Annotated in this window: 17 protein-coding genes, 1 tRNA gene and 3 pseudogenes; 11 read left to right on the forward strand and 10 right to left on the reverse strand. The window is 61.3% G+C overall.

The features are described from left to right. Window positions 1-34: 34 nt before the first annotated feature. From XH81_RS02745 to XH81_RS02760, 4 genes and pseudogenes are all read right to left on the reverse strand, one after another. Window positions 35-3186: pseudogene (locus XH81_RS02745) on the reverse strand (efflux RND transporter permease subunit). After that, window positions 3183-4259, reverse strand: a complete 1077-nt coding sequence (locus XH81_RS02750; RefSeq protein WP_097669176.1) for an efflux RND transporter periplasmic adaptor subunit — start codon at window positions 4257-4259, stop codon at window positions 3183-3185. The pseudogene XH81_RS02745 and the gene XH81_RS02750 overlap by 4 nt, the downstream one beginning before the upstream one ends. After that, a pseudogene (locus XH81_RS02755) lies at window positions 4256-5368 on the reverse strand (efflux RND transporter periplasmic adaptor subunit). The gene XH81_RS02750 and the pseudogene XH81_RS02755 overlap by 4 nt, the downstream one beginning before the upstream one ends. Further along, on the reverse strand, window positions 5365-6225 hold the full coding sequence (locus XH81_RS02760; RefSeq protein ID WP_097669175.1) for a sensor histidine kinase: 861 nt from the start codon (window positions 6223-6225) through the stop codon (window positions 5365-5367). Before XH81_RS02760 ends, XH81_RS02755 begins: the two are co-directional and overlap by 4 nt. Window positions 6226-6432: 207 nt before the next feature. Here XH81_RS02760 and XH81_RS02765 point away from each other — a divergent pair, with 207 nt between their 5' ends. Further along, a complete protein-coding gene (locus XH81_RS02765; protein WP_038951224.1) occupies window positions 6433-7095 on the forward strand; it encodes a TetR/AcrR family transcriptional regulator in 663 nt (220 codons plus the stop codon). Window positions 7096-7114: 19 nt separating this feature from the next. Here XH81_RS02765 and XH81_RS02770 read toward each other — a convergent pair whose 3' ends face one another. The 3 genes from XH81_RS02770 to XH81_RS02780 form a co-directional block, all read right to left on the reverse strand. Continuing rightward, window positions 7115-7732, reverse strand: a complete 618-nt coding sequence (locus tag XH81_RS02770; RefSeq protein WP_245448875.1) for a TetR/AcrR family transcriptional regulator — start codon at window positions 7730-7732, stop codon at window positions 7115-7117. A gap of 65 nt (window positions 7733-7797) precedes the next feature. Then, window positions 7798-8235 carry a hypothetical protein gene (locus tag XH81_RS02775; protein WP_050995754.1) on the reverse strand — a complete coding sequence of 146 codons (438 nt, stop codon included), beginning with the start codon at window positions 8233-8235 and terminating at the stop codon, window positions 7798-7800. Window positions 8236-8239: 4 nt separating this feature from the next. Continuing rightward, the gene (locus tag XH81_RS02780) at window positions 8240-8533 is read right to left on the reverse strand and encodes a hypothetical protein (protein ID WP_038973600.1); all 294 of its coding nucleotides are present in this window, start codon (window positions 8531-8533) and stop codon (window positions 8240-8242) included. A gap of 176 nt (window positions 8534-8709) precedes the next feature. On the opposite strand from XH81_RS02780, the gene XH81_RS02785 reads away from it, so the two are divergent. The 8 genes from XH81_RS02785 (at window position 8710) to XH81_RS02820 (ending at window position 13580) form a co-directional block, all read left to right on the forward strand. Continuing rightward, window positions 8710-8916 carry a hypothetical protein gene (locus XH81_RS02785; protein ID WP_038951219.1) on the forward strand — a complete coding sequence of 69 codons (207 nt, stop codon included), beginning with the start codon at window positions 8710-8712 and terminating at the stop codon, window positions 8914-8916. Then, window positions 8913-9071 carry a hypothetical protein gene (locus tag XH81_RS02790; protein WP_167456562.1) on the forward strand — a complete coding sequence of 53 codons (159 nt, stop codon included), beginning with the start codon at window positions 8913-8915 and terminating at the stop codon, window positions 9069-9071. The genes XH81_RS02785 and XH81_RS02790 overlap by 4 nt, the downstream gene beginning before the upstream one ends. Before the next feature lie 18 nt (window positions 9072-9089). Further along, window positions 9090-9308 (forward strand): hypothetical protein, encoded by a 219-nt coding sequence (locus XH81_RS02795; protein ID WP_038951218.1) that lies wholly within the window; start codon window positions 9090-9092, stop codon window positions 9306-9308. A 40-nt stretch (window positions 9309-9348) separates the two neighbouring features. Further along, the gene (locus tag XH81_RS02800) at window positions 9349-9936 is read left to right on the forward strand and encodes a hypothetical protein (RefSeq protein ID WP_143279329.1); all 588 of its coding nucleotides are present in this window, start codon (window positions 9349-9351) and stop codon (window positions 9934-9936) included. 43 nt (window positions 9937-9979) lie between these two features. After that, the gene (locus XH81_RS02805) at window positions 9980-10579 is read left to right on the forward strand and encodes a PepSY domain-containing protein (protein ID WP_095425546.1); all 600 of its coding nucleotides are present in this window, start codon (window positions 9980-9982) and stop codon (window positions 10577-10579) included. 151 nt (window positions 10580-10730) lie between these two features. Beyond that, window positions 10731-11900, forward strand: a complete 1170-nt coding sequence (locus XH81_RS02810) for a DUF3734 domain-containing protein (protein ID WP_038973597.1) — start codon at window positions 10731-10733, stop codon at window positions 11898-11900. 34 nt (window positions 11901-11934) lie between these two features. Next, window positions 11935-12726 (forward strand): acetoacetate decarboxylase, encoded by a 792-nt coding sequence (locus XH81_RS02815; protein ID WP_095425547.1) that lies wholly within the window; start codon window positions 11935-11937, stop codon window positions 12724-12726. 65 nt (window positions 12727-12791) lie between these two features. Then, window positions 12792-13580 carry a 3-hydroxybutyrate dehydrogenase gene (locus XH81_RS02820; RefSeq protein ID WP_038973595.1) on the forward strand — a complete coding sequence of 263 codons (789 nt, stop codon included), beginning with the start codon at window positions 12792-12794 and terminating at the stop codon, window positions 13578-13580. A 475-nt stretch (window positions 13581-14055) separates the two neighbouring features. Here the strand turns inward: XH81_RS02820 and XH81_RS02825 are convergent. Both XH81_RS02825 and XH81_RS38640 read right to left on the reverse strand, forming a co-directional pair. Next, window positions 14056-14160 (reverse strand) — tRNA-OTHER (locus XH81_RS02825). A 64-nt stretch (window positions 14161-14224) separates the two neighbouring features. After that, window positions 14225-14631 (reverse strand): annotated as a pseudogene (locus XH81_RS38640) (hypothetical protein); the annotation flags it as partial. 242 nt (window positions 14632-14873) lie between these two features. On the opposite strand from XH81_RS38640, the gene XH81_RS02835 reads away from it, so the two are divergent. Then, window positions 14874-16217 (forward strand): CBASS cGAMP synthase, encoded by a 1344-nt coding sequence (locus XH81_RS02835; RefSeq protein ID WP_271595666.1) that lies wholly within the window; start codon window positions 14874-14876, stop codon window positions 16215-16217. A 52-nt stretch (window positions 16218-16269) separates the two neighbouring features. Here XH81_RS02835 and XH81_RS38645 read toward each other — a convergent pair whose 3' ends face one another. Continuing rightward, window positions 16270-16506, reverse strand: coding sequence for a DUF6894 family protein (locus XH81_RS38645; RefSeq protein WP_442868181.1), 237 nt, complete (start codon window positions 16504-16506; stop codon window positions 16270-16272). Window positions 16507-16693: 187 nt separating this feature from the next. Here XH81_RS38645 and XH81_RS02840 point away from each other — a divergent pair, with 187 nt between their 5' ends. Continuing rightward, entirely contained in the window at window positions 16694-17338 is a 645-nt protein-coding gene (locus XH81_RS02840) for a type VI secretion system-associated protein TagO (protein ID WP_271595667.1), read from the forward strand. Window positions 17339-17347 lie beyond the last annotated feature (9 nt).

The raw sequence follows: 17347 nt of genomic DNA on the forward strand, positions 1-17347 counted from the left end.
AGGAGTGTCTTGCGGGACATGGTCTTTCCTCTTGTCAAAACTGCGTTTCGAGAACGGGCTCGGGTTTGAGTACGGATATCCGCTCCGACGCAGGCGCATCATCGTGAGAAGGCACCGCGGGCTCATGCGTGGACGAGTGATCGCTGTGATCAGGGTGAATGCGGAACCAGGCCACATACAGCGCAGGCAGGAACAGCAGCGTCAGCAGCGTGCCGACAATGATGCCGCCCATCATCGCGTAAGCCATCGGGCCCCAGAAGATCTCGCGCGCGATCGGAATCAGCGCGAGACTTGCCGCGGCCGCGGTCAGCAGGATCGGTCGCATGCGATGCTCGGTCGCTTCCACAACGGCATCCCAGGCCGGGCGCCCCTCCTTCCTCAAATCCTCGATCTGGACGATCAGGATCACGGAGTTGCGCACCAGGATGCCGATCAGGGCGAGCACGCCGAGGATAGCCACGAAGCCAAGCGGGGCGCCGCTCGGCAGGAGCGCCATGACCACGCCGATGACGGCGAGCGGCGCAACGGCGAACACCAGAAACAAGCGATGGAAGCTCTGCAACTGGATCATCAGCACCGTGGCCATGACGAAGAGCATGAGCGGAACGACGGCCATGATCGGCGCCTGGCTCTTGGCGCTCTCCTCCACGGAGCCGCCGATCATCACCGAATAGCCGGCCGGTAGCGCTTTGCTGAACTCCGCCACCTTCGGCGCGAGCTGGTCCACGATCGTCTTGGGCTGCACGTTGCCGACGATGCCGGCCTTCAACGTGATGGTGGGGATCCGTGCGCGCCGCCAGATCGTCGGCTGCTCGAGCTCGTACCGCAGATTGGCGACGGCTCCGAGCGGCACGGATTGACCGCCGAGCCCCGTCAACTGCAAATCGCGCAGCGTGTTGATGGAAGCACGTTCCGGCGCGGTTGCACGTCCGGTGACATTGACGAGATAGATGCTGTCGCGCACCTGCGTGATCGGCGTGCCCTCGAGCACGGAATTCAAGGTCGTGGCAATGTCCTCCGAGGTCACGCCGAGCTGGCGCGCCTTGTCCTGGAGAACGTCGACCTTGACGACGCGGGCCGGCTCCATCCAGTCGAACACGACATTGCCGAGATCGGGATTGCTTCGCACGATGCCGGCAAGCTTTTGCGAGAGATCTCGCACCTTCGCGATGTCGGGCCCACTCAAGCGATACTGCACGGGACGACCCACCGGCGGCCCGACTTCGAGCAGCTTGACGTAGGTGTCGGTCCCGGGGAACGTCTTCTTCAGGTAATGCTCGAACTGTGCCTTGACCTGGTCGCGCGCCTTGATGCCGCCCTTGGTCACGACCACCATCTGGCCGAACCAGGTGTTGGCGGTCTGCACGTCGAAGGACAGGACGAAACGCGGCGAGCCGGTGCCGACATAGGTTGACCAGTGATCGACCGAATTGTTGCCCTGAAGCTGTTCGCGTTCGAAGCGCGCCATCTGCGCATTGGAGTCGGCGATCGACGCGTTCTGCGGCAGGTTCCAGTCGATCACCAGCTCGGCGCGATCGGACGACGGGAAGAACTGCTGCTGCACGAAGTTCATGCCGAACAGCGCCAGCAGAAAGGCCGCAACCGTGACGCCGATCGTCATCCAGCGATAATGCATGCAGAAGAGCAAGAGACGCGCGAACAGCTGCGCTACGCGCCCCTTCTCTTCATGATGGCCCTTTATTTTTGCGGGCAGGATGGTGACGCCGAGCAACGGCGTGAACAGCACTGCCACGATCCAGGAGACGATCAGGGAAACCGCGATGACAACGAACAGCGTGAAGGTAAACTCACCCGCATTGCTGTTATTGAGCCCGATCGGAATAAAGCCGGCGACGGTCACCAGCGTGCCCGTCAGCATGGGAAAGGCGGTCGAGGTATAGACGTGGGTTGCCGCCTTTTCCAGGGGATCGCCGACCTCGAGCCGCGCGACCATCATTTCGACCGCTATCATGGCGTCATCGACCAGGAGGCCGAGCGCGATGATCAAGGCACCAAGCGAGATTCGCTGCAGCGAAATGCCGGCATAGGCCATCACGACGAAGGTGATGGCGAGAACCAGCGGAATCGCAATCGCGACGACGAGTCCGGCGCGCATGCCCAGGCTGAGAAAGCTGATGCCGAGGACGATGATCACGGCCTCGAACAGCGCCTCGGTGAAGCCGGACACGGCATGCTCGACCACGATGGGTTGATCGGCGACGAGTTGAACGCCGACCCCGACCGGCAAGTCGGCCGTGATTTTCGACATCTCCTCCTTCAGCGCCTCGCCGAAGTGCAGCAGATTTGCGCCGGACTTCATGCCGATGGCAAGCGCGATCGCCGGCTCGCCATTGTACCTGAACAACGTCCTGGCCGGGTCGGCATATCCGCGCGTGATGGTTGCGACGTCGGTCAGGGGGAAGAAGCGATCGTTGATGCGCAGATTGACTGCCTTCAGGCTTGCCTCTGACGTGAACTGGCCGTTCACTCGCACACTGATCCGCTCGGGTCCTTCCTGGAACACGCCGGACGGCGTGACCGCGTTCTGCCCCTGCAGAGACGCCATGATGGAGTGGACGTCGAGACCGAGGGCTGCGATCTTGCGGGTGGAGAATTCGAGATAAATGACCTCGTCCTGCGCGCCCAGGATGTCGACCTTGCCGACATCGGGCACGGTCAGGACCTTGGCTCGGATGTCCTCGACCTCATCGCGCAGCTGTCGTTGGCTCAACCCGTCGCTGGTGAACGCATAGATGTTGCCGAACACATCGCCGAAGCGGTCGTTGAAGCCGGGCCCGATCACTCCTTGCGGGAAGTCGCCCTTGATATCCGCGATCATGTTGCGGACGCGAACCCATGTCGGCTTGACGTCGGCTGCCTTGTGGTGTCGCGCAGATAAACGAAGACGGTGGTCTGGCCCGCAACCGTCACGCTCTTGGTGTAGTCGAGCGATTCGAGCTCCTCCAGCTTCTTCTCGATCCGGTCGGTGACCTGGCGTGTCATCTCTTCAGGCGAGGCGCCCGGCCACTGCGCCTGGATCACCATGGTTTTGATGGTGAAGTCAGGATCTTCCTGCCGTCCCAGCTGAAGGTACGCAAAAAGGCCCGCGGCCATGAAGGCGATCATGAAATACCAGACGAGCGAACGATGGCCGAGCGCCCAGTCGGAAAGGTTGAACGGTTTCATGGCATTTCATCCTGTGCAATGCGGACTTGCTGTCCTTGCTTGAGGCTGTGGATCCCCGCGGTGACGACGCGTGTGCCGGGAGCGAGCCCGCCGGTGACGCGCGCGCCGGTTTGGTCTGCGGCCACATCGATCCTGTGCAGCGAGACCGTGTTGGCGGGCTGATCGACGATCCAGACAAAATTTGCGCCGTCCTTGGCGAGCAGCGCCGAGCTGGGCAGACGCAATATCCCGCCTTGGCTCTTGTCAAGTTTCGCGGTGACAGTCGCGCCGAGGCGGAATCCTTCGGGCGGATTACTGAGCGCAATGCGGACCCGCCTCAATCGCGTCACCGGATCGGCTTGCGGCGCGATCTCGCGAACGCTCCCTTGCACCTGAACGGAGGGCAAGAGCTGCAGGCTGACCGTGAATGGCAGGCCGACCTCCAGCGGCAACGGAAAGTCCTGTCCGATGTCGACGACAGCTTCGCGAATATCGGGTCTTGCGATCGTCACCACGCTTTGGCCGGGAGATACCACCTGGCCAACTTCAGCCCCCACTGCGGTGACCACACCGGCGAAATCGGCCTTGATCTGCGAATAGCCGAGCTGCTCGATCGCCTTGGTCAGATTTGCCTGTTCGCGAGCTACCGTTGCTTCGGCGCCGGCACGCGCCTGCTCGGCGTTATCCAACGTCTGCTTTGTGGTCGCGTCGGTCGTGATGAGCGTTCGCTGCCGTTCTTCCGTCGCTCTCATGGTCGCGAACTGCGCCTCGGCCTTGGCAAGCTGCCCTTTGGCCGCGCGAACGGCGAGCTCAAGGACCGTGGGGTCGACGACGCCCACCGTCTGTCCTTCATTCACGAGATCACCGACATAGACAGGTCGCGTGGTCAGGCGTCCCAGTACGCGGAAACCGAGATTTGTCTTGTAGCGTGGCTCGACGACGCCCACCGCCACCGCATCGTCTGCGCGGTCCGCTTCGAGAAGCACCGATTGGACTGGCCGCACGGGCTCGGGCGCCTTTGTCTCCTGCTGACATCCGGCAAGTGCCAACGCACATGCAAGTGGGCCCGCCACGATCATTGCGCGGCTCGTCATGACCGGTCTCCTTCATAAGTCACGGACTGGCCCACGCTCAAAAGCTTGCCGCCGTCGACGACGACGCGCTCGCCCGGCTCGAGGCCCGCTTTGATCAATACTTCTCCGGCCTCGTAGCCGCTCACTGTTACCGGCTTCAGCGAGGCTGTCCGCGTCGCCGGATCGACGGTCCAGACCGCGGGCCTGGTATCGGCCGCCATCAATGCACGCCAGGGCAATGCGATCTGCCGCTCGGCCTTTACTTTCACAGTTCCCGCGACGGGGCTTCCAAGCGTCATTGCGGCAGGCGGATCCTCGATGGCAACCTTGACCCGAATGGTCGAACTCTTGGCGTCGACGGCCGGCGAAACCTCCCGAACTTGGCCGCCTGCGGTCACGCCCGCATCGGAGACGAGCGCCAACGAAACGTCGCGGCTATCGGCATTGCTGAGGAAAATGGACTCATAAACGTCAAAGACGGCGTCTCGCTCCCCATCCTGCGCCAGCTAAAATACGGGTTGCGCAGCCTGTACGACTTGACCCGTTTCCAGATTGCGCGCGGTGACGACGCCGTCCGCTCCGGCTCGCAGCGCGGTATAGCCGAGGGCGTCCTTTGAGGTTCCAAGCTGCGCTGTTGCCGCTTCGAGCGCGCCTTCCGCGGTGCGCAATCCCTCCTGCGCCTGGTCGTAGGCCGTGCGCGTGGTGAAGCCGCTTGCGATCAGCGCCTTCTGCCGATCGAAAGTCGCCTTTGCCACACGCAGCTGCGATTCTGCGGCGAGAACAGCGGCGGTCGCGGCATCGACATCGGCCTCCTGTTCGGCCGGGTCGAGAAGCGCCAGCACTTCGCCGGCCTTCACGTGGGTCCCGACATCGGCATAACGCGCGAGGACACGCCCGCTGACGCGGAACGAGAGATCCGCCCGAAAGCGGGCCTGCACCTCGCCGGTCAAAGTGATCAAGGACTGCCGATCCCTGGGCTGCACGATTTCCGTGCGCACGAACGCGGCGCGCGCGGGGGGCATGGCGGCGTGATCATCGCAGCCGCCGAGCGCGCCGGCGACAAGCGCGAGCGCCAAGGCGCCGAGAGGCCTCAGACCGATCTTGGATTGGTTGAAATAGCGCGGTTTCATAGCGCGGCCATTCGGGGAGAGGGTGACAGCAGCCCGCCCAAGACGTCCGAGGCCCCGCTGAGCGAGACCGGTTCGCTCGGATGCGCTCGCAATAGATTTGGATCCGTTCGCATGGCGGCCGGACGCTCGATCTGATCCGATAGGCCGGAGCTAGGGCCAGGCGCCACGGACGACCTGGCCTTCAGCCGACGTGGCGACCTCATGCGGCGCGTCGCCATCGACCAGCTCGCCTGCTGCTCCCGCTCGCTCAGGTGAAATGAGAAAATGACGGACGTGAACTCGGCGGCTATGCCGTGCTCGATCCGTCCGCCGAGCCCCTTGGCAAGATCATTGCTGATCTGGAGCTCCCGGCCCGGGGCCGCCCGCCCCGGCCGCGAGCCGTTATCCAGCACGACGCAGTTCGCGACCGAGCCAATGCGCGTCAGCTTGACTTTGATCTCGCCGGCGCGCGCGCCGAAATACGCATGCTTCGCTGCGTTTACAATCAGATCGTGGACGATCAGGCCAAGCCGCCCGCACCGCTCTGATTGAAGCGGGAGAGCCTCAGTTGCGAATGCCAGCCGGATCCCCATTCGATCCAACAAGGATTGGCGCATGGCGCAGCCCAGTCTGCGAACGTATGTCGCGGCGTCATTGAGGGCATCGCCCTGTGGCACCGCAAGCGCCCGATGCAACTCCGCATGTCCGTGGAGCAGCTCGACCACATCGCTCAAAGCGGCCTTTGCTTCCGCCCCGTCGGCCCGGATGGCCGCAGCCGCGACCAGATTGATCGCCGAGGCGATCCCTTTATCGACCCTGTGATGCAATTCGCGCAGCAGGATGCCGTCTTGTGGGCGGTACGGGTCCGGGCTCAACATGGTCACTGTGATCTCCTGAGGTGGACCGGACGATCGCGAGGCCAACGCACCTTGCGGCTTCGACCATCCGGGAGCCGTCGCAGGTCTTTGCCGACCCAGCGACGATTAAATAAACTATACCGTATATTTTCTTTTTCTTGCCTTTTCCCGCCGGGCGTGTCAAGTGCGATCTGCGTGCGCACAGACTCGTGATTGGGAGACCGACGGATGACAAAAAAGAGCAGCCCGAAACGGGGCAGACCAACGAAAGACCTGGCCGGCGACGTCCAGGCTCGGATCCTCGATGCAGCTCAGCAACTCTTTCTCGAGAAGGGCTACCGCAGCGCCAGCATCGATGACATCTCCGAGCTGGCGCCGGCGAGCAAACCAACCATCTATGCTCATTTCCCCGGCAAGGACGCACTGTTCGCGGCGGTGGTGGCCCGCACCATCACTGGGCTGACGGATTTCGAAGGCTTCGAGCCTGAGGGCCGCACCCTTCAGGACAAGCTCTCAAGTCTCGGCACCGCGGTCGTGGAGAAGGTCATCGAAGAATCGTTGGGCATGGTTCGCGCCACGATTGCCGAGGCGCAGCGTTTCCCCGAATTGAGCCGCAACGTCCACGATGCCGCGCGCGATCGCTCCGTCAACGCCGTTTCCCAACTCTTGAATGAAGCGACGCAGAAGCTGGCGCGCTCTCCAAAAGGTCCCTTCACCGGGAAGCGAAGCCTTGCCACCGCTCAGATCTTTCTGGATCTGATCCTGTTGCCGATGCTGTTTCGCTCGTTGGTGGGAGAAACACCGAAGGAGCTGAGACGGGAGTTGCCCTCTTTCGTGCGCGAACGGGTCGGCTTTTTCCTTGCGGCCTGTGAAGCGGACTGGACGCCGTGAGCCGGCAACCCGTCGAGCGCTAGGTTCGACAGGCGGGCTTGTAAAGCAAATCGACCCGGATGCCGGTCACTTGAGAGGACGCCGCGTTAACGGACGCTGCGTTGCTGAGCGCTTCGGCGCAAAAGCTCATCATCTCGCCGAAGGCCGGCCGAAGAGCATGCGCTTTGATGCGCGACGGATTGAGGTATGCATCCATCGCATCGAGCAGGCAGCAAGCGAGCACCATCGGGCTCCCTGCTCGAAATTCGCCGCTCGCCTGCCCAGCCGCGATGATCGACTGCACGAGACCGCGGACCCCGTCGGCGTGGGACAGGGCGATCGGCCAATTCGCCTGTCCTGCGGCAACCACCAATTCGTGCAGCCTGAGATCGTGTGTCAGCCTGTGTTCATGTCGCTGGGAGATCGTGATGAGAGTCGCGCTCAGGCGGTCCAGGCCGGAGCCGCCACGGCGAGGTGCACTTGCGGCTGCCGCCGACACCTCATCAAGCAATTCTGCCACCACTGCCTCTTCGAGCGCCTGGCGGGAAGGATAGAACCGGTAGAGGTTTGCCGGGGACATGGACGCGCCGCGGGCGACGTCGGCAACCGTCGTCTTCCGATAGCCGATGGCCCGGTACAGCCGAATGGCAGCCTGCACAATTCTTTCGTGGGTGCACGACGATCCAACCTGACGGGTAGTCTGTGCCTGGAGCACGTTCGGCCTCAACGTGACGGGGACGCCTGCATTTCACGCCGGCAGGCCTCGCCGAACTCGCGCAACGGGTCCATCTCCTCCAAGAAGCCCGGCAGGTCGACGAACGATGTGTTCGGCGCAAGGTAGGTCTCGATGATCAGCCGCCCTGCCCGCTCCGCAGCATGGACAACCTCATCATTGGACAGGATCCGCATGCGCCCGATCAGCGCATACAAATTCACCAATGCCGGGATCTCGGATTTGTCGCTGGTCAGCGCGTCCGCATAAAGCCGGGACGCCTCCTCGATGAAGCATCGATACAGCTTTTCACGCTTGGAGACCGCGTGGGCATGATGGCGCTCACGGACCCTGCGGCGACGGGTCACCCATCCCGTCACGATCGTGGAAATCGCTCCGAAGGCAGAGCCCCCGAACGCGGCGAAAGCGGGAAAATAGATCGTGTTCATGCGATCATTCCTCATCTTTTGTGCCACGATACCGGTGCGACCCCACGGTCTTGACCGAAGCAGCGGCCGCTGCGTGCTCGAAGACAGCTCCGCAAGCTTCGCTCAGCTCTGACTTTTTTTGCCTGAGACAGGCTTCCACATTCGTGGCGTCGGGGATGTAGCCGGCGCACAGGCGAAACGCGTCAGGCGCGCATGCCGCCCTCTGCTCGGCTGTGCCGCGGTCCTCCTGCGCGAAAGCAGCCTCGGCGCCCAGCGCAACGAACACCAGGACTGCGAGCACCAGTCGGTTCTTGAACATATCGAATCCCTTCTCAAGTTGAGGCACTGCTGTCCGAAAGGGGAATCCGGGCCTCATTCCGAAGTCCCCATCGTCCAACCAGGACGAACACGGGCTTGTGAGTCTCAGCTCTTGACACATCCCGCGATCCGCGCTGTATATGAAATATACGGTGTAGTTTATTTAGGAGGTCGAGGATGTCAAGCCTGTTCTTGGCGCTGGTACGGGAAAATCCCTGGCCGGGGATTGCCGTCGCGTCGCTCAATCTGATCGTGGCCGTGTCGCTCGTGGGCGTGAGCCTGCTGCTGGGTCTCACCATCTCGGTGCTCGCCTGGGTGCACGCGCTCGCCGATCGCGAGCCCGCCCCGGTACGGCACGCGGCCAGCCCACGGAGCTTCGCATGACCGCGGCACTGCTGCTCGCTCGCGGTTGCATCATCTATTCGGTCAACGTCTGGCTCGCGCCAGTCGAATGCATGTTCGACATGATCGAATTGGAACTCGTCCGCAGAGGCATCGCGCTTGAAGGGGTCGAGCACCCTTCCCCCTCCGCCGCCTGAGCATCCTGGAATTTCGACATGCTCAACTTCATCGAAGTGTTCGACATCATGCACGTGGAGCCGGCCACCGGCGCTTCAGTGTGGACCGGACTCACCGGCACGCGAACGGCCCTCGAACGCGACGGGCACCTGATCGACCCGAAGGCGATGGCCTATTGCCCGGCCGACTGGATCGACGAGCGCGGCTATCTCGATGCCGAACTCGCGCGCCGGCATCCCCGCCCCTGGGGCATCTGACGGTGAGACGAAATCAGTCCATGTCCAGGAGCCGGCTGCCGTGAGCAGGAAATCTGCGCTGTCGAGACACGCGAACAGTCTTGTCGAACCCGAGCTTCCGTTGCGGGCCTATTTTCTGTCGGTTGGAGGAGCGCTGCTCCTGCTGCTGCTGGCCGCCGATTGGGTGCTGCCCGCACCTTTGCCGAGCCGGCTCACGGACTCGCATTCTGCGCTGCCGCCGATCCGCATCCACACAGAGCTGAAAGGACCGGAAGCGGTCATCATCGATACCATCGGGTTCGGACTGCTCCCGATGCCCCCTGAACACGATATCGCTGTGGCTCCATCGCAGCTGCTGGAACCTGAGGTCGCCAACGCCGCTGTGATTATCAGTGACAGTAGCCCAGCGCCGACGACTGATCTGCGCCTCCGCGAAAGCCTGGCACGGTTGCAGTCCCCCGTTCACGATCAAGCAAGCAAAGCCACGAGGCCACGTGATGTCGCGGCACGACAGCGCACCCTCGCTCAGGCACGCCCCGGAAAGCGGCGGCGATCCGCTCGACATCCGGGTTTCGAAACCAGCCGCGGCGGCTGCGTTTCATTGAGTCGCGAGCACGGTCCTTGCCGATACGCTCTCGTGCCGAACTAGGTCACTGTTCATGTTTTTGGATGAAAACCACAGGATTCACGCGATGTCCAAGAAGCACCTGTTTGCCCTGATCGTTTTTTCGGCTGCCCTTGCTGGCACGGGAGCTATGGCCGATGTCACGCAGGCTCCTGCCGATGCAGAACAGCACACCGCGGCCGCGCAGGGTAATGCCGACGAAGCAGCTATTCGCCGTGTGCTCGAACAATTCAGCACCACGAAGGTACCACTCGGCCAGGCAATGGCGATCGCGGAGCGGCTGCATGACGGCTCGAGGACCGCAGACGTCAGTTTCGAGATATCGGGCCCGCCGGTCTATCGCGTGCGCACGGTCAAGAATGAGCGGATCTTTGAAAATGTCATAGATGCGAACACCGGAAGCGTATCGCAAGCGGAAATTGCGTCATCGCTGAAGGAACTCGATCGAGAGGACCTGGCCAACATCATCGCCCTGAAGTGGATCAAGCAGGAACTGTCGGACGCGGTGCGGGTCGCCGAAAAGGCCGCGGCGGGAAACGCACTCGCCGGTGGGCTGGTGAAGCAGGACGGCAAACTCAACTTCGTGGTCGTCGTCGCCAGTGGTGATCGCTTGAAGGAAGTGATGCTCGAGCCGCCCAAGGTCGGACAGCGATCAACTCAGCACTAACCGACAACTGGCTGATCTGCCGCTGAAGCACGATCTCGTGAGTTGCTTGATCGATGCGCACGTATATACACTATACCGTATAGTTTCTTTTTATCGAGGCCTTCGCACGACGTCAGCCTCGATCGACACACACCCGAGAGCAAGCCAAGTCATGAACTTCCAGCCTCGCCCCCATCTGCCCGCCGCCCAACGGCGGCTACCATTCGATTGCATTGCCCTGCTGCTGCAGGGCGGCGGCGCTCTGGGGGCCTACCAGGCGGGCGTCTATGAGGCGCTCGCCGAAGCCGGCATCCATCCAGATTGGGTGGCCGGCATTTCGATCGGCGCAATCAACGCCGCGATCATCGCAGGCAACCCGCCGGAGTCCCGTGTTGACCGGCTCCGCGATTTCTGGACGCAAGTGACTTCCACTGCGCCCTGGGATTGGTCCGGAAATCCACTTCTCGATCGGCGCAACGACAATGCACGCAATGTCCTCAACCAGATGAGCGCCGGCCTTGCCGCGGCATGCGGCGCAAACGGATTTTTCTCGGCGCGCCCCCTCATGCCCTGGTTACATTCCGGCGGAACGACCGAGGCGACCAGCTTCTACGACACAAGTGTGTTGAAGAGCACGCTGGAGCGCCTGGTCGACTTCGATCGTCTCAACGAGGGAATGACGCGCTTCAGTGCAGGTGCGGTCAACGTAAGAACGGGCAATTTCGTCTATTTCGACAACAGCACCCATACGATCCTGCCGGAGCACATCATGGCGAGCGGCGCGCTGCCGCCGGGCTTTCCCGCGGTGGAGATCGAGGGCGAGCATTACTGGGACGGCGGCCTGGTGTCCAATACGCCGCTGCAATGGGTGATCGACTGGGGTGCGCCGCAGGACATGCTGGCCTTTCAGGTCGATCTCTGGAGCGCGAAAGGTCAGCTCCCGGGCAACATGGCCGAGGTCGTCACGCGTCAAAAGGAGGTTCAATATTCGAGCCGCACGCGCGCAAGCACCGATCAGTTCAAGCGTGTGCAGCGCCTGCGACGTGCGCTCACCGCCCTGTTGGGCCGGCTTCCGGAAGAGCTTCAGGAACATGACGACGTGAAGCTCCTCAGCACCGCGGTCTCTCACAACGTCTACAACATCGTCCACCTGATTTATCGCGCACGCAATCACGAAGGGCACTCGAAGGACTACGAGTTCTCCCGGCTTTCGATGCAGGATCACTGGCGCGCCGGTTACCACGATGCACTCCGCACGCTGCGACATCCCGAGGTGCTCACACGCCCCGCCAGCGCGGACGGCGTTTTTACATTCGACCTGGAGAACGATGGTCGCGAATAGGTCCGGCCGTCATGGCCGCTGCAGGGAGAACCAAATGCGTGAGAGTGAAGTACGAAAGCGTGCCTTTGCAATGCCGCTTACCAGCCCGGCCTATACGCCAGGACCGTATCGGTTTGTGGACCGCGAATACCTGATCATCACCTATCGCACCGACCCGGCAAAGCTGCGCGCCGTGGTGCCTGAACCACTGGAGCTCGATGCACGCGAAGCGCTCGTCAAATATGAATTCATCCGCATGCCGGATTCGAACGGCTTTGGCGACTACACCGAAAGTGGCCAGGTCATCCCGGTCTCCTTCCGAGGGCGCAAGGGCGGGTACACGCACTGCATGTTCCTCAACGACGAAGGCCCGATTGCAGGCGGGCGCGAACTCTGGGGCTTTCCGAAAAAGCTGGCCCAGCCGACATTACGAACCGAAATCGACACCCTGATCGGCACGCTGGACTACGGCCCCTTGCGGGTTGCAACGGGTACGATGGGCTACAAGCACCGGGAGGCCGACCTTTGCCAGGTCAAGGCCGCGCTGGGCGAGCCGAATTTCCTGCTCAAGATCATCCCGCATGTCGACGGCAGCCCGCGGATCTGCGAGCTCGTCGAATACCATCTTGAGCAGATTGCGCTGAAGGGGGCCTGGACCGGGCCCGCAGCCCTATCGCTGACGCCGCATGCCTTGGCACCGGTGGCCGATCTGCCGGTGCTCGAAATCGTCTCCGCAACTCACATCCGTGCGGATCTCACGCTCGGCCTCGGCAGAGTGGCCCATGACTATCTGCAGGAACCAAGCCGACGTGCGTTCCGGGCCTCGGAGCGAAGTCTGGTCACCTGACCAAGCTCCACGCAACCAAGCACCCCCGTGAGCTTTAACCCAACATACAGAACAAGCGAATTGAGATGAGTATTCTGAAAGGCAAAACGGCAGTCGTGACCGGCTCGACCAGCGGCATAGGCCTTGCGTGCGCGCGTGCGTTCGCAGGCGCCGGCGCCAACATCGTGCTCAACGGCATGGGCGCTCCGGCCGACGTCGAGACGGAGCGCTCCGCAATCGAGAGCGAATTTTCGGTCCAGGCGATCTATTCGCCCGCGGACATGGCGAAGCCGAAAGAAGTAGTCGACCTGATCGCGCTCGGCGAAAGCACCTTCGGCAGTGTTGACGTTCTCATCAACAACGCCGGCATCCAGCACGTCTCTCCCATTGAAGAATTTCCGGTCGAGAAGTGGGATGCGATCATCGCGATCAACCTGTCCGCCGCATTCCACGCCATCCGAGCAGCGGTGCCCGGCATGAAGAGGCGCGGCTGGGGCCGCATCATCACCACGGCCTCGGCTCATTCGCAGGTCGCCTCCCCCTTCAAGTCGGCCTATGTCGCTGCCAAGCATGGCATCGCGGGCCTCACAAAGACGGCAGCGCTGGAGCTTGCCCGGTCGAAGATCACCTGCAACTGCATCAGCCCGGGTTACGTCTGGACCCCGCTGGTGGAGAGGCAGATCCCGAACACGATGAAGGCGCGCAACTTGAGGAGAGATGAGGTCATCAGTGACATCCTGCTCGCAGCACAGCCCACGAAAGAGTTCGTCACGGCCGAGCAGGTCGCCTCGCTCGCACTGTTCCTGTGTAGCGACGACGCCGCGCAGATCACCGGCGCAAATCTCGCCATCGATGGCGGCTGGACGGCCGCATAGGGCTGCCTGTCCTGCATCGGAGGCCGCCAACCTGAAGCCAGCACCAGCGGCCGCTCGTCCCCGCACCCGTAGCTCCCGCGCCCTGGCGAGTCGTTTCTCGCGCACGTCGGCCAAGTTCACGTGCCCTGCTCCGCTTCTGAGCGTCTGCTAACACTGGCTCTCGCAAGCTTTTTCTTGATCTCCCGGTGCACACGTCGTGCACGCGCCGCGTCCTAACCAATTGAAACACTTGAACTCTCGCTCCAGTCCATCATTGGACACATCGCGGCGCCTTCCCGGTCGCCATCTCTTGAGGCCGGGGCTCGGGCCGCAAGACCGTTTTTTGCTGCGACGGTAGCAATTCAGGCGGGCGAACTGCCTAATCTATGGAGCGAGGCCGCGCCCCACAGCATCGAGTGCTGGTGGGTCACATTTTCCAAAAGGACCGTTTGAAAAATCAGTTGCTCAAACGGTCTTGCTGGCTAAGTCGTTGATTTGGTGGGCGCACCAGGGCTCGAACCTGGGACCCGCTGATTAAGAGACAGCCCCGGAGTGAGAACAGTCAAGGACTTACTCGTCGCACCACTGGAGTTTTCCGCCCGAAGATGGGCATTCGTCGTACGGTTTTGCCAGGCCATCATCCGAGCGCAAGCTCCAGCTTCCCATCAAACTTCTATCGCACCAGCAATGGCAATCGCATTTTCGACTGGCGTAAAGATGTCCACATTCGACCCCGGCGCCCTGATCGTCACGATCAGCGCATAGCGCGCAGTGCTGTCGAAGCGCTCCAAGTAGGGCTTTTCCTTCCACCAGCCCCCGACCGGAAAGACGCCAATGGCATCACGTTCCGCAAGGTCAGCTGCGCTTCCGGACCAAAAATCGGAATGCACCGATCCATTGTCGCGAAACGTGCCGAGGAGCCAATCCTCCCACCGCCGGGAGGCGACCCCTCCTCCTCGCCCCGTGCCGCCTGATTGATGCGGGCTCTGAACTCGTCGACAGTCTCCGTCGCGGACTTCACACGGAAGCGAAGACCGTGCGAAGCGTACCGATGTCGCCTCGACCAACCGCGCAACAAACCACAGAGTGCTGATGCAACGCCTTTCGCCGCGTAGGATACCTGAGAATCGATCATGACCAGTCACCCGAGCAAGAAAGAAAGCTAGCCCTGGACTGCGCAAGCCCGGGAGCAATTGACGATCTTCGAGCGCTTGCCGAGGCATCGGTTCGTGAGAACCTCGGGAAAGGTCCGCTACAATCGTTTCTCCAGCACACGGCGGCCCCTGCAACTTTCTACAACAGAAAGGATTTGTAATGGGCATTGCCGCAGGTCTCTTCTACAACTCCGATGACAAGGAGAATTGTCTCGATTGGCGGGTGCGCCCATCGAACGACCAGTATGACACTCAGAAGGAGCGTTGGAACGACCTCGCAGAGCATTTGAAGGAGGATCTCGCCAAACGCTCCGATTGCCGAATGTCCTCTTGGCTCCAGGGATCGTACAAGTTCGGCACTCAGGTTCGACCTGCGAGCCTAAATGAAGAGTTCGACATCGATCTCGGTGTCTATTTCATATGGTCCGGTCAGCCGGAAGACGGCGACCACAATCCGACCGACCTCAAAAGCTTCGTCCACGACAGCCTTGCTGATTATGTTGAGGACGACACCAACGATGCGAGCGGCATCGATGAACCACGAGCGAAATGTAGCCGCGTCCATTTTGATGAGAATTTTCATATCGACGTGCCGGCCTATCATCTTGATGACGGCCGGGACGCTCGATCGCTCGCAACATCTGAGAACAATTGGGAAAATAGCGATCCGAAGGCAATCTACGCTTGGTGGAAAGTGATCACGGGACAAGCCGACAGGGCTAGGTGCCGGCGGGTGGTTCGTTACCTTAAGATGTGGGCTGCCCTAAAAATCGATGCCGATGGGCGTCCATCATCGATCTTGATTACAGTGCTTACAGCAGACGCTTTTAATGATCTGGAACGTGATAAATTCAGTGGCGACGACGAGTTTCTGCGCGAGATAGTATCCAAGATCGCTTCTCGACTAAGCGAGGACGCGGAAGTTCAAAACCCAGCCAACACGAAAGAAAATCTAAATCGCTTGAAGGGCGAAAAAACGACCGCGCTCGTCGAAAAGCTCGATGAATTGCTGTCGATCGCTGATCGAGCTTTGGCTGCGTCAACGAAGGCTGCAAGCGCTGAGATCTGGTCTGAGGCGTTTGATCACTTTTTTCCGGTGCCGGAAGACGATGACGACGAGGAGGCTGTTCTGAAGGAGCACAGCCGAGCGCTTGCGACCATCCAGTTCAATCCTGTTGTCTCGGTTCAGGCCTCAACTGGCCGTCACACCTACCGAGCGATCGATCGCATTGGACCTATCCCCAAGGGTTGCGAAATTACATTCACGTTGGCAAATGCGCATCAACTCCCTCCGGGAGCGATGGTCAGCTGGATGGTCCGAAACTCAGGCAAGGAGGCCGAACTTCAAAACGACCTCGGTCATAGGTCGGAGGCTCACCGTATCGCGCGACTCAGAGTATCGCGGCACTCACCACATGGACGTCGCGGTTCATTTGAATGGCCTGCTCATCGGGAGAAAGCGCATCCCTGTCGAAATCACCGGGATGGGCGTCCCCAAGCGTAATCCTCCTCGGCCAACATGGACTAAGTTTCGGCGATCAGGGGTAAGACTCGCCCTAGTGCACCCGCCGCGTTTGGGCCTCGCCCACCCTATGCCGCGCGATCTCAGCACCGGAGGCATCGACCACGATTACGACCGTGCCCGCATCACGGTCGCAATCTGGATCGCTGGCGATATCCCGAGCGACACGGGCGCCGTATTGGACCGCCAACTCAGCGGAGCGAAATAGCTCCCCCACGTCGTCCGGCTGTGTCTCACTGTTGTGGAAAATCGGGAAGTAGTAACGTCGCATAGCCGCGGACCTCGTCCTTTAGCCGCGACCATGCGCACATCTCGCGACGGCCCGAACCTGTCGAAAACGACAGGGTCCGTGCGACAGCGACTTCGCGCAACGGATCGGCTACGTGCTTTGTTGCGCTGCGCCTTGCACTCTCGCTTTGGTTGCGGTTGAATTCGGGCGGACGGATGGGGGAATCACAATGAGGTCGATAATTGCAGCCAGCTTGATGGCGCTCTTGCTGTCGGCTACTTGGGCGCGGCCGGCTGAAGCTCAGTTCGAACCGTTGGCATTCGCGGTGTGCAAGAAGATCCCGAGCGACGCAGACAGATTAAAGTGCTTCGACACGATCGGGAAAAAAGGCGAAGATCAAGACTCAAGCAGCGAGCCCACTCCAGTAAAGGGCAAGTGGACCTTTCGAGAGAGCAAATCGCCGATCGATGACAGCGATCAACTCGTTGCAATGCTCCAGGGCGAAAATGGGGAAGCGTTCCTGATCCTCAGATGTTGGGAGAACAAGTCCGAGGCCGTGTTTATCCCGCCCGACTTCGTTATTTCTGGCACCGGAAACCGCTACGACCTTCTAATCCGGATCAATGGCGAGACACCAGCGAGTGTGGCTGGTATCGGCAGCACGAATGGAAGGGCGATCTTTATTCCTAACGCCCGAGACTTTATGAAATTGCTCCCGGACCAAGGCAAGCTGTTCATCAGAGCGACTGGTTTTCAAGGCAGATCAAGCGACGGCGCGTTTCTCCTGAATGACGTCACAGCCGCAAGGAATCGGATCGCAGAGACCTGCCGTTGGACCACATCTAAGTCGAGCTCAATGAAGGCGGGCAAATGAGCTCGCTGA

The organism is Bradyrhizobium sp. CCBAU 25360, assembly GCF_028128695.1.
In the GTDB taxonomy this organism is placed as follows: domain Bacteria; phylum Pseudomonadota; class Alphaproteobacteria; order Rhizobiales; family Xanthobacteraceae; genus Bradyrhizobium; species Bradyrhizobium ottawaense.

Bases quoted from the DNA above. Each gene is read 5' to 3' on its own strand.
- XH81_RS02750 (WP_097669176.1), bottom strand. From the start codon at position 4,259: ATGACGAGCCGCGCAATGATCGTGGCGGGCCCACTTGCATGTGCGTTG.
- XH81_RS02760 (WP_097669175.1), bottom strand. From the start codon at position 6,225: ATGTTGAGCCCGGACCCGTACCGCCCACAAGACGGCATCCTGCTGCGC.
- XH81_RS02765 (WP_038951224.1), top strand. From the start codon at position 6,433: ATGACAAAAAAGAGCAGCCCGAAACGGGGCAGACCAACGAAAGACCTG.
- XH81_RS02775 (WP_050995754.1), bottom strand. From the start codon at position 8,235: ATGAACACGATCTATTTTCCCGCTTTCGCCGCGTTCGGGGGCTCTGCC.
- XH81_RS02780 (WP_038973600.1), bottom strand. From the start codon at position 8,533: ATGTTCAAGAACCGACTGGTGCTCGCAGTCCTGGTGTTCGTTGCGCTG.
- XH81_RS02785 (WP_038951219.1), top strand. From the start codon at position 8,710: ATGTCAAGCCTGTTCTTGGCGCTGGTACGGGAAAATCCCTGGCCGGGG.
- XH81_RS02790 (WP_167456562.1), top strand. From the start codon at position 8,913: ATGACCGCGGCACTGCTGCTCGCTCGCGGTTGCATCATCTATTCGGTC.
- XH81_RS02795 (WP_038951218.1), top strand. From the start codon at position 9,090: ATGCTCAACTTCATCGAAGTGTTCGACATCATGCACGTGGAGCCGGCC.
- XH81_RS02805 (WP_095425546.1), top strand. From the start codon at position 9,980: ATGTCCAAGAAGCACCTGTTTGCCCTGATCGTTTTTTCGGCTGCCCTT.
- XH81_RS02810 (WP_038973597.1), top strand. From the start codon at position 10,731: ATGAACTTCCAGCCTCGCCCCCATCTGCCCGCCGCCCAACGGCGGCTA.
- XH81_RS02815 (WP_095425547.1), top strand. From the start codon at position 11,935: ATGCGTGAGAGTGAAGTACGAAAGCGTGCCTTTGCAATGCCGCTTACC.
- XH81_RS02820 (WP_038973595.1), top strand. From the start codon at position 12,792: ATGAGTATTCTGAAAGGCAAAACGGCAGTCGTGACCGGCTCGACCAGC.
- XH81_RS02835 (WP_271595666.1), top strand. From the start codon at position 14,874: ATGGGCATTGCCGCAGGTCTCTTCTACAACTCCGATGACAAGGAGAAT.
- XH81_RS38645 (WP_442868181.1), bottom strand. From the start codon at position 16,506: ATGCGACGTTACTACTTCCCGATTTTCCACAACAGTGAGACACAGCCG.
- XH81_RS02840 (WP_271595667.1), top strand. From the start codon at position 16,694: ATGAGGTCGATAATTGCAGCCAGCTTGATGGCGCTCTTGCTGTCGGCT.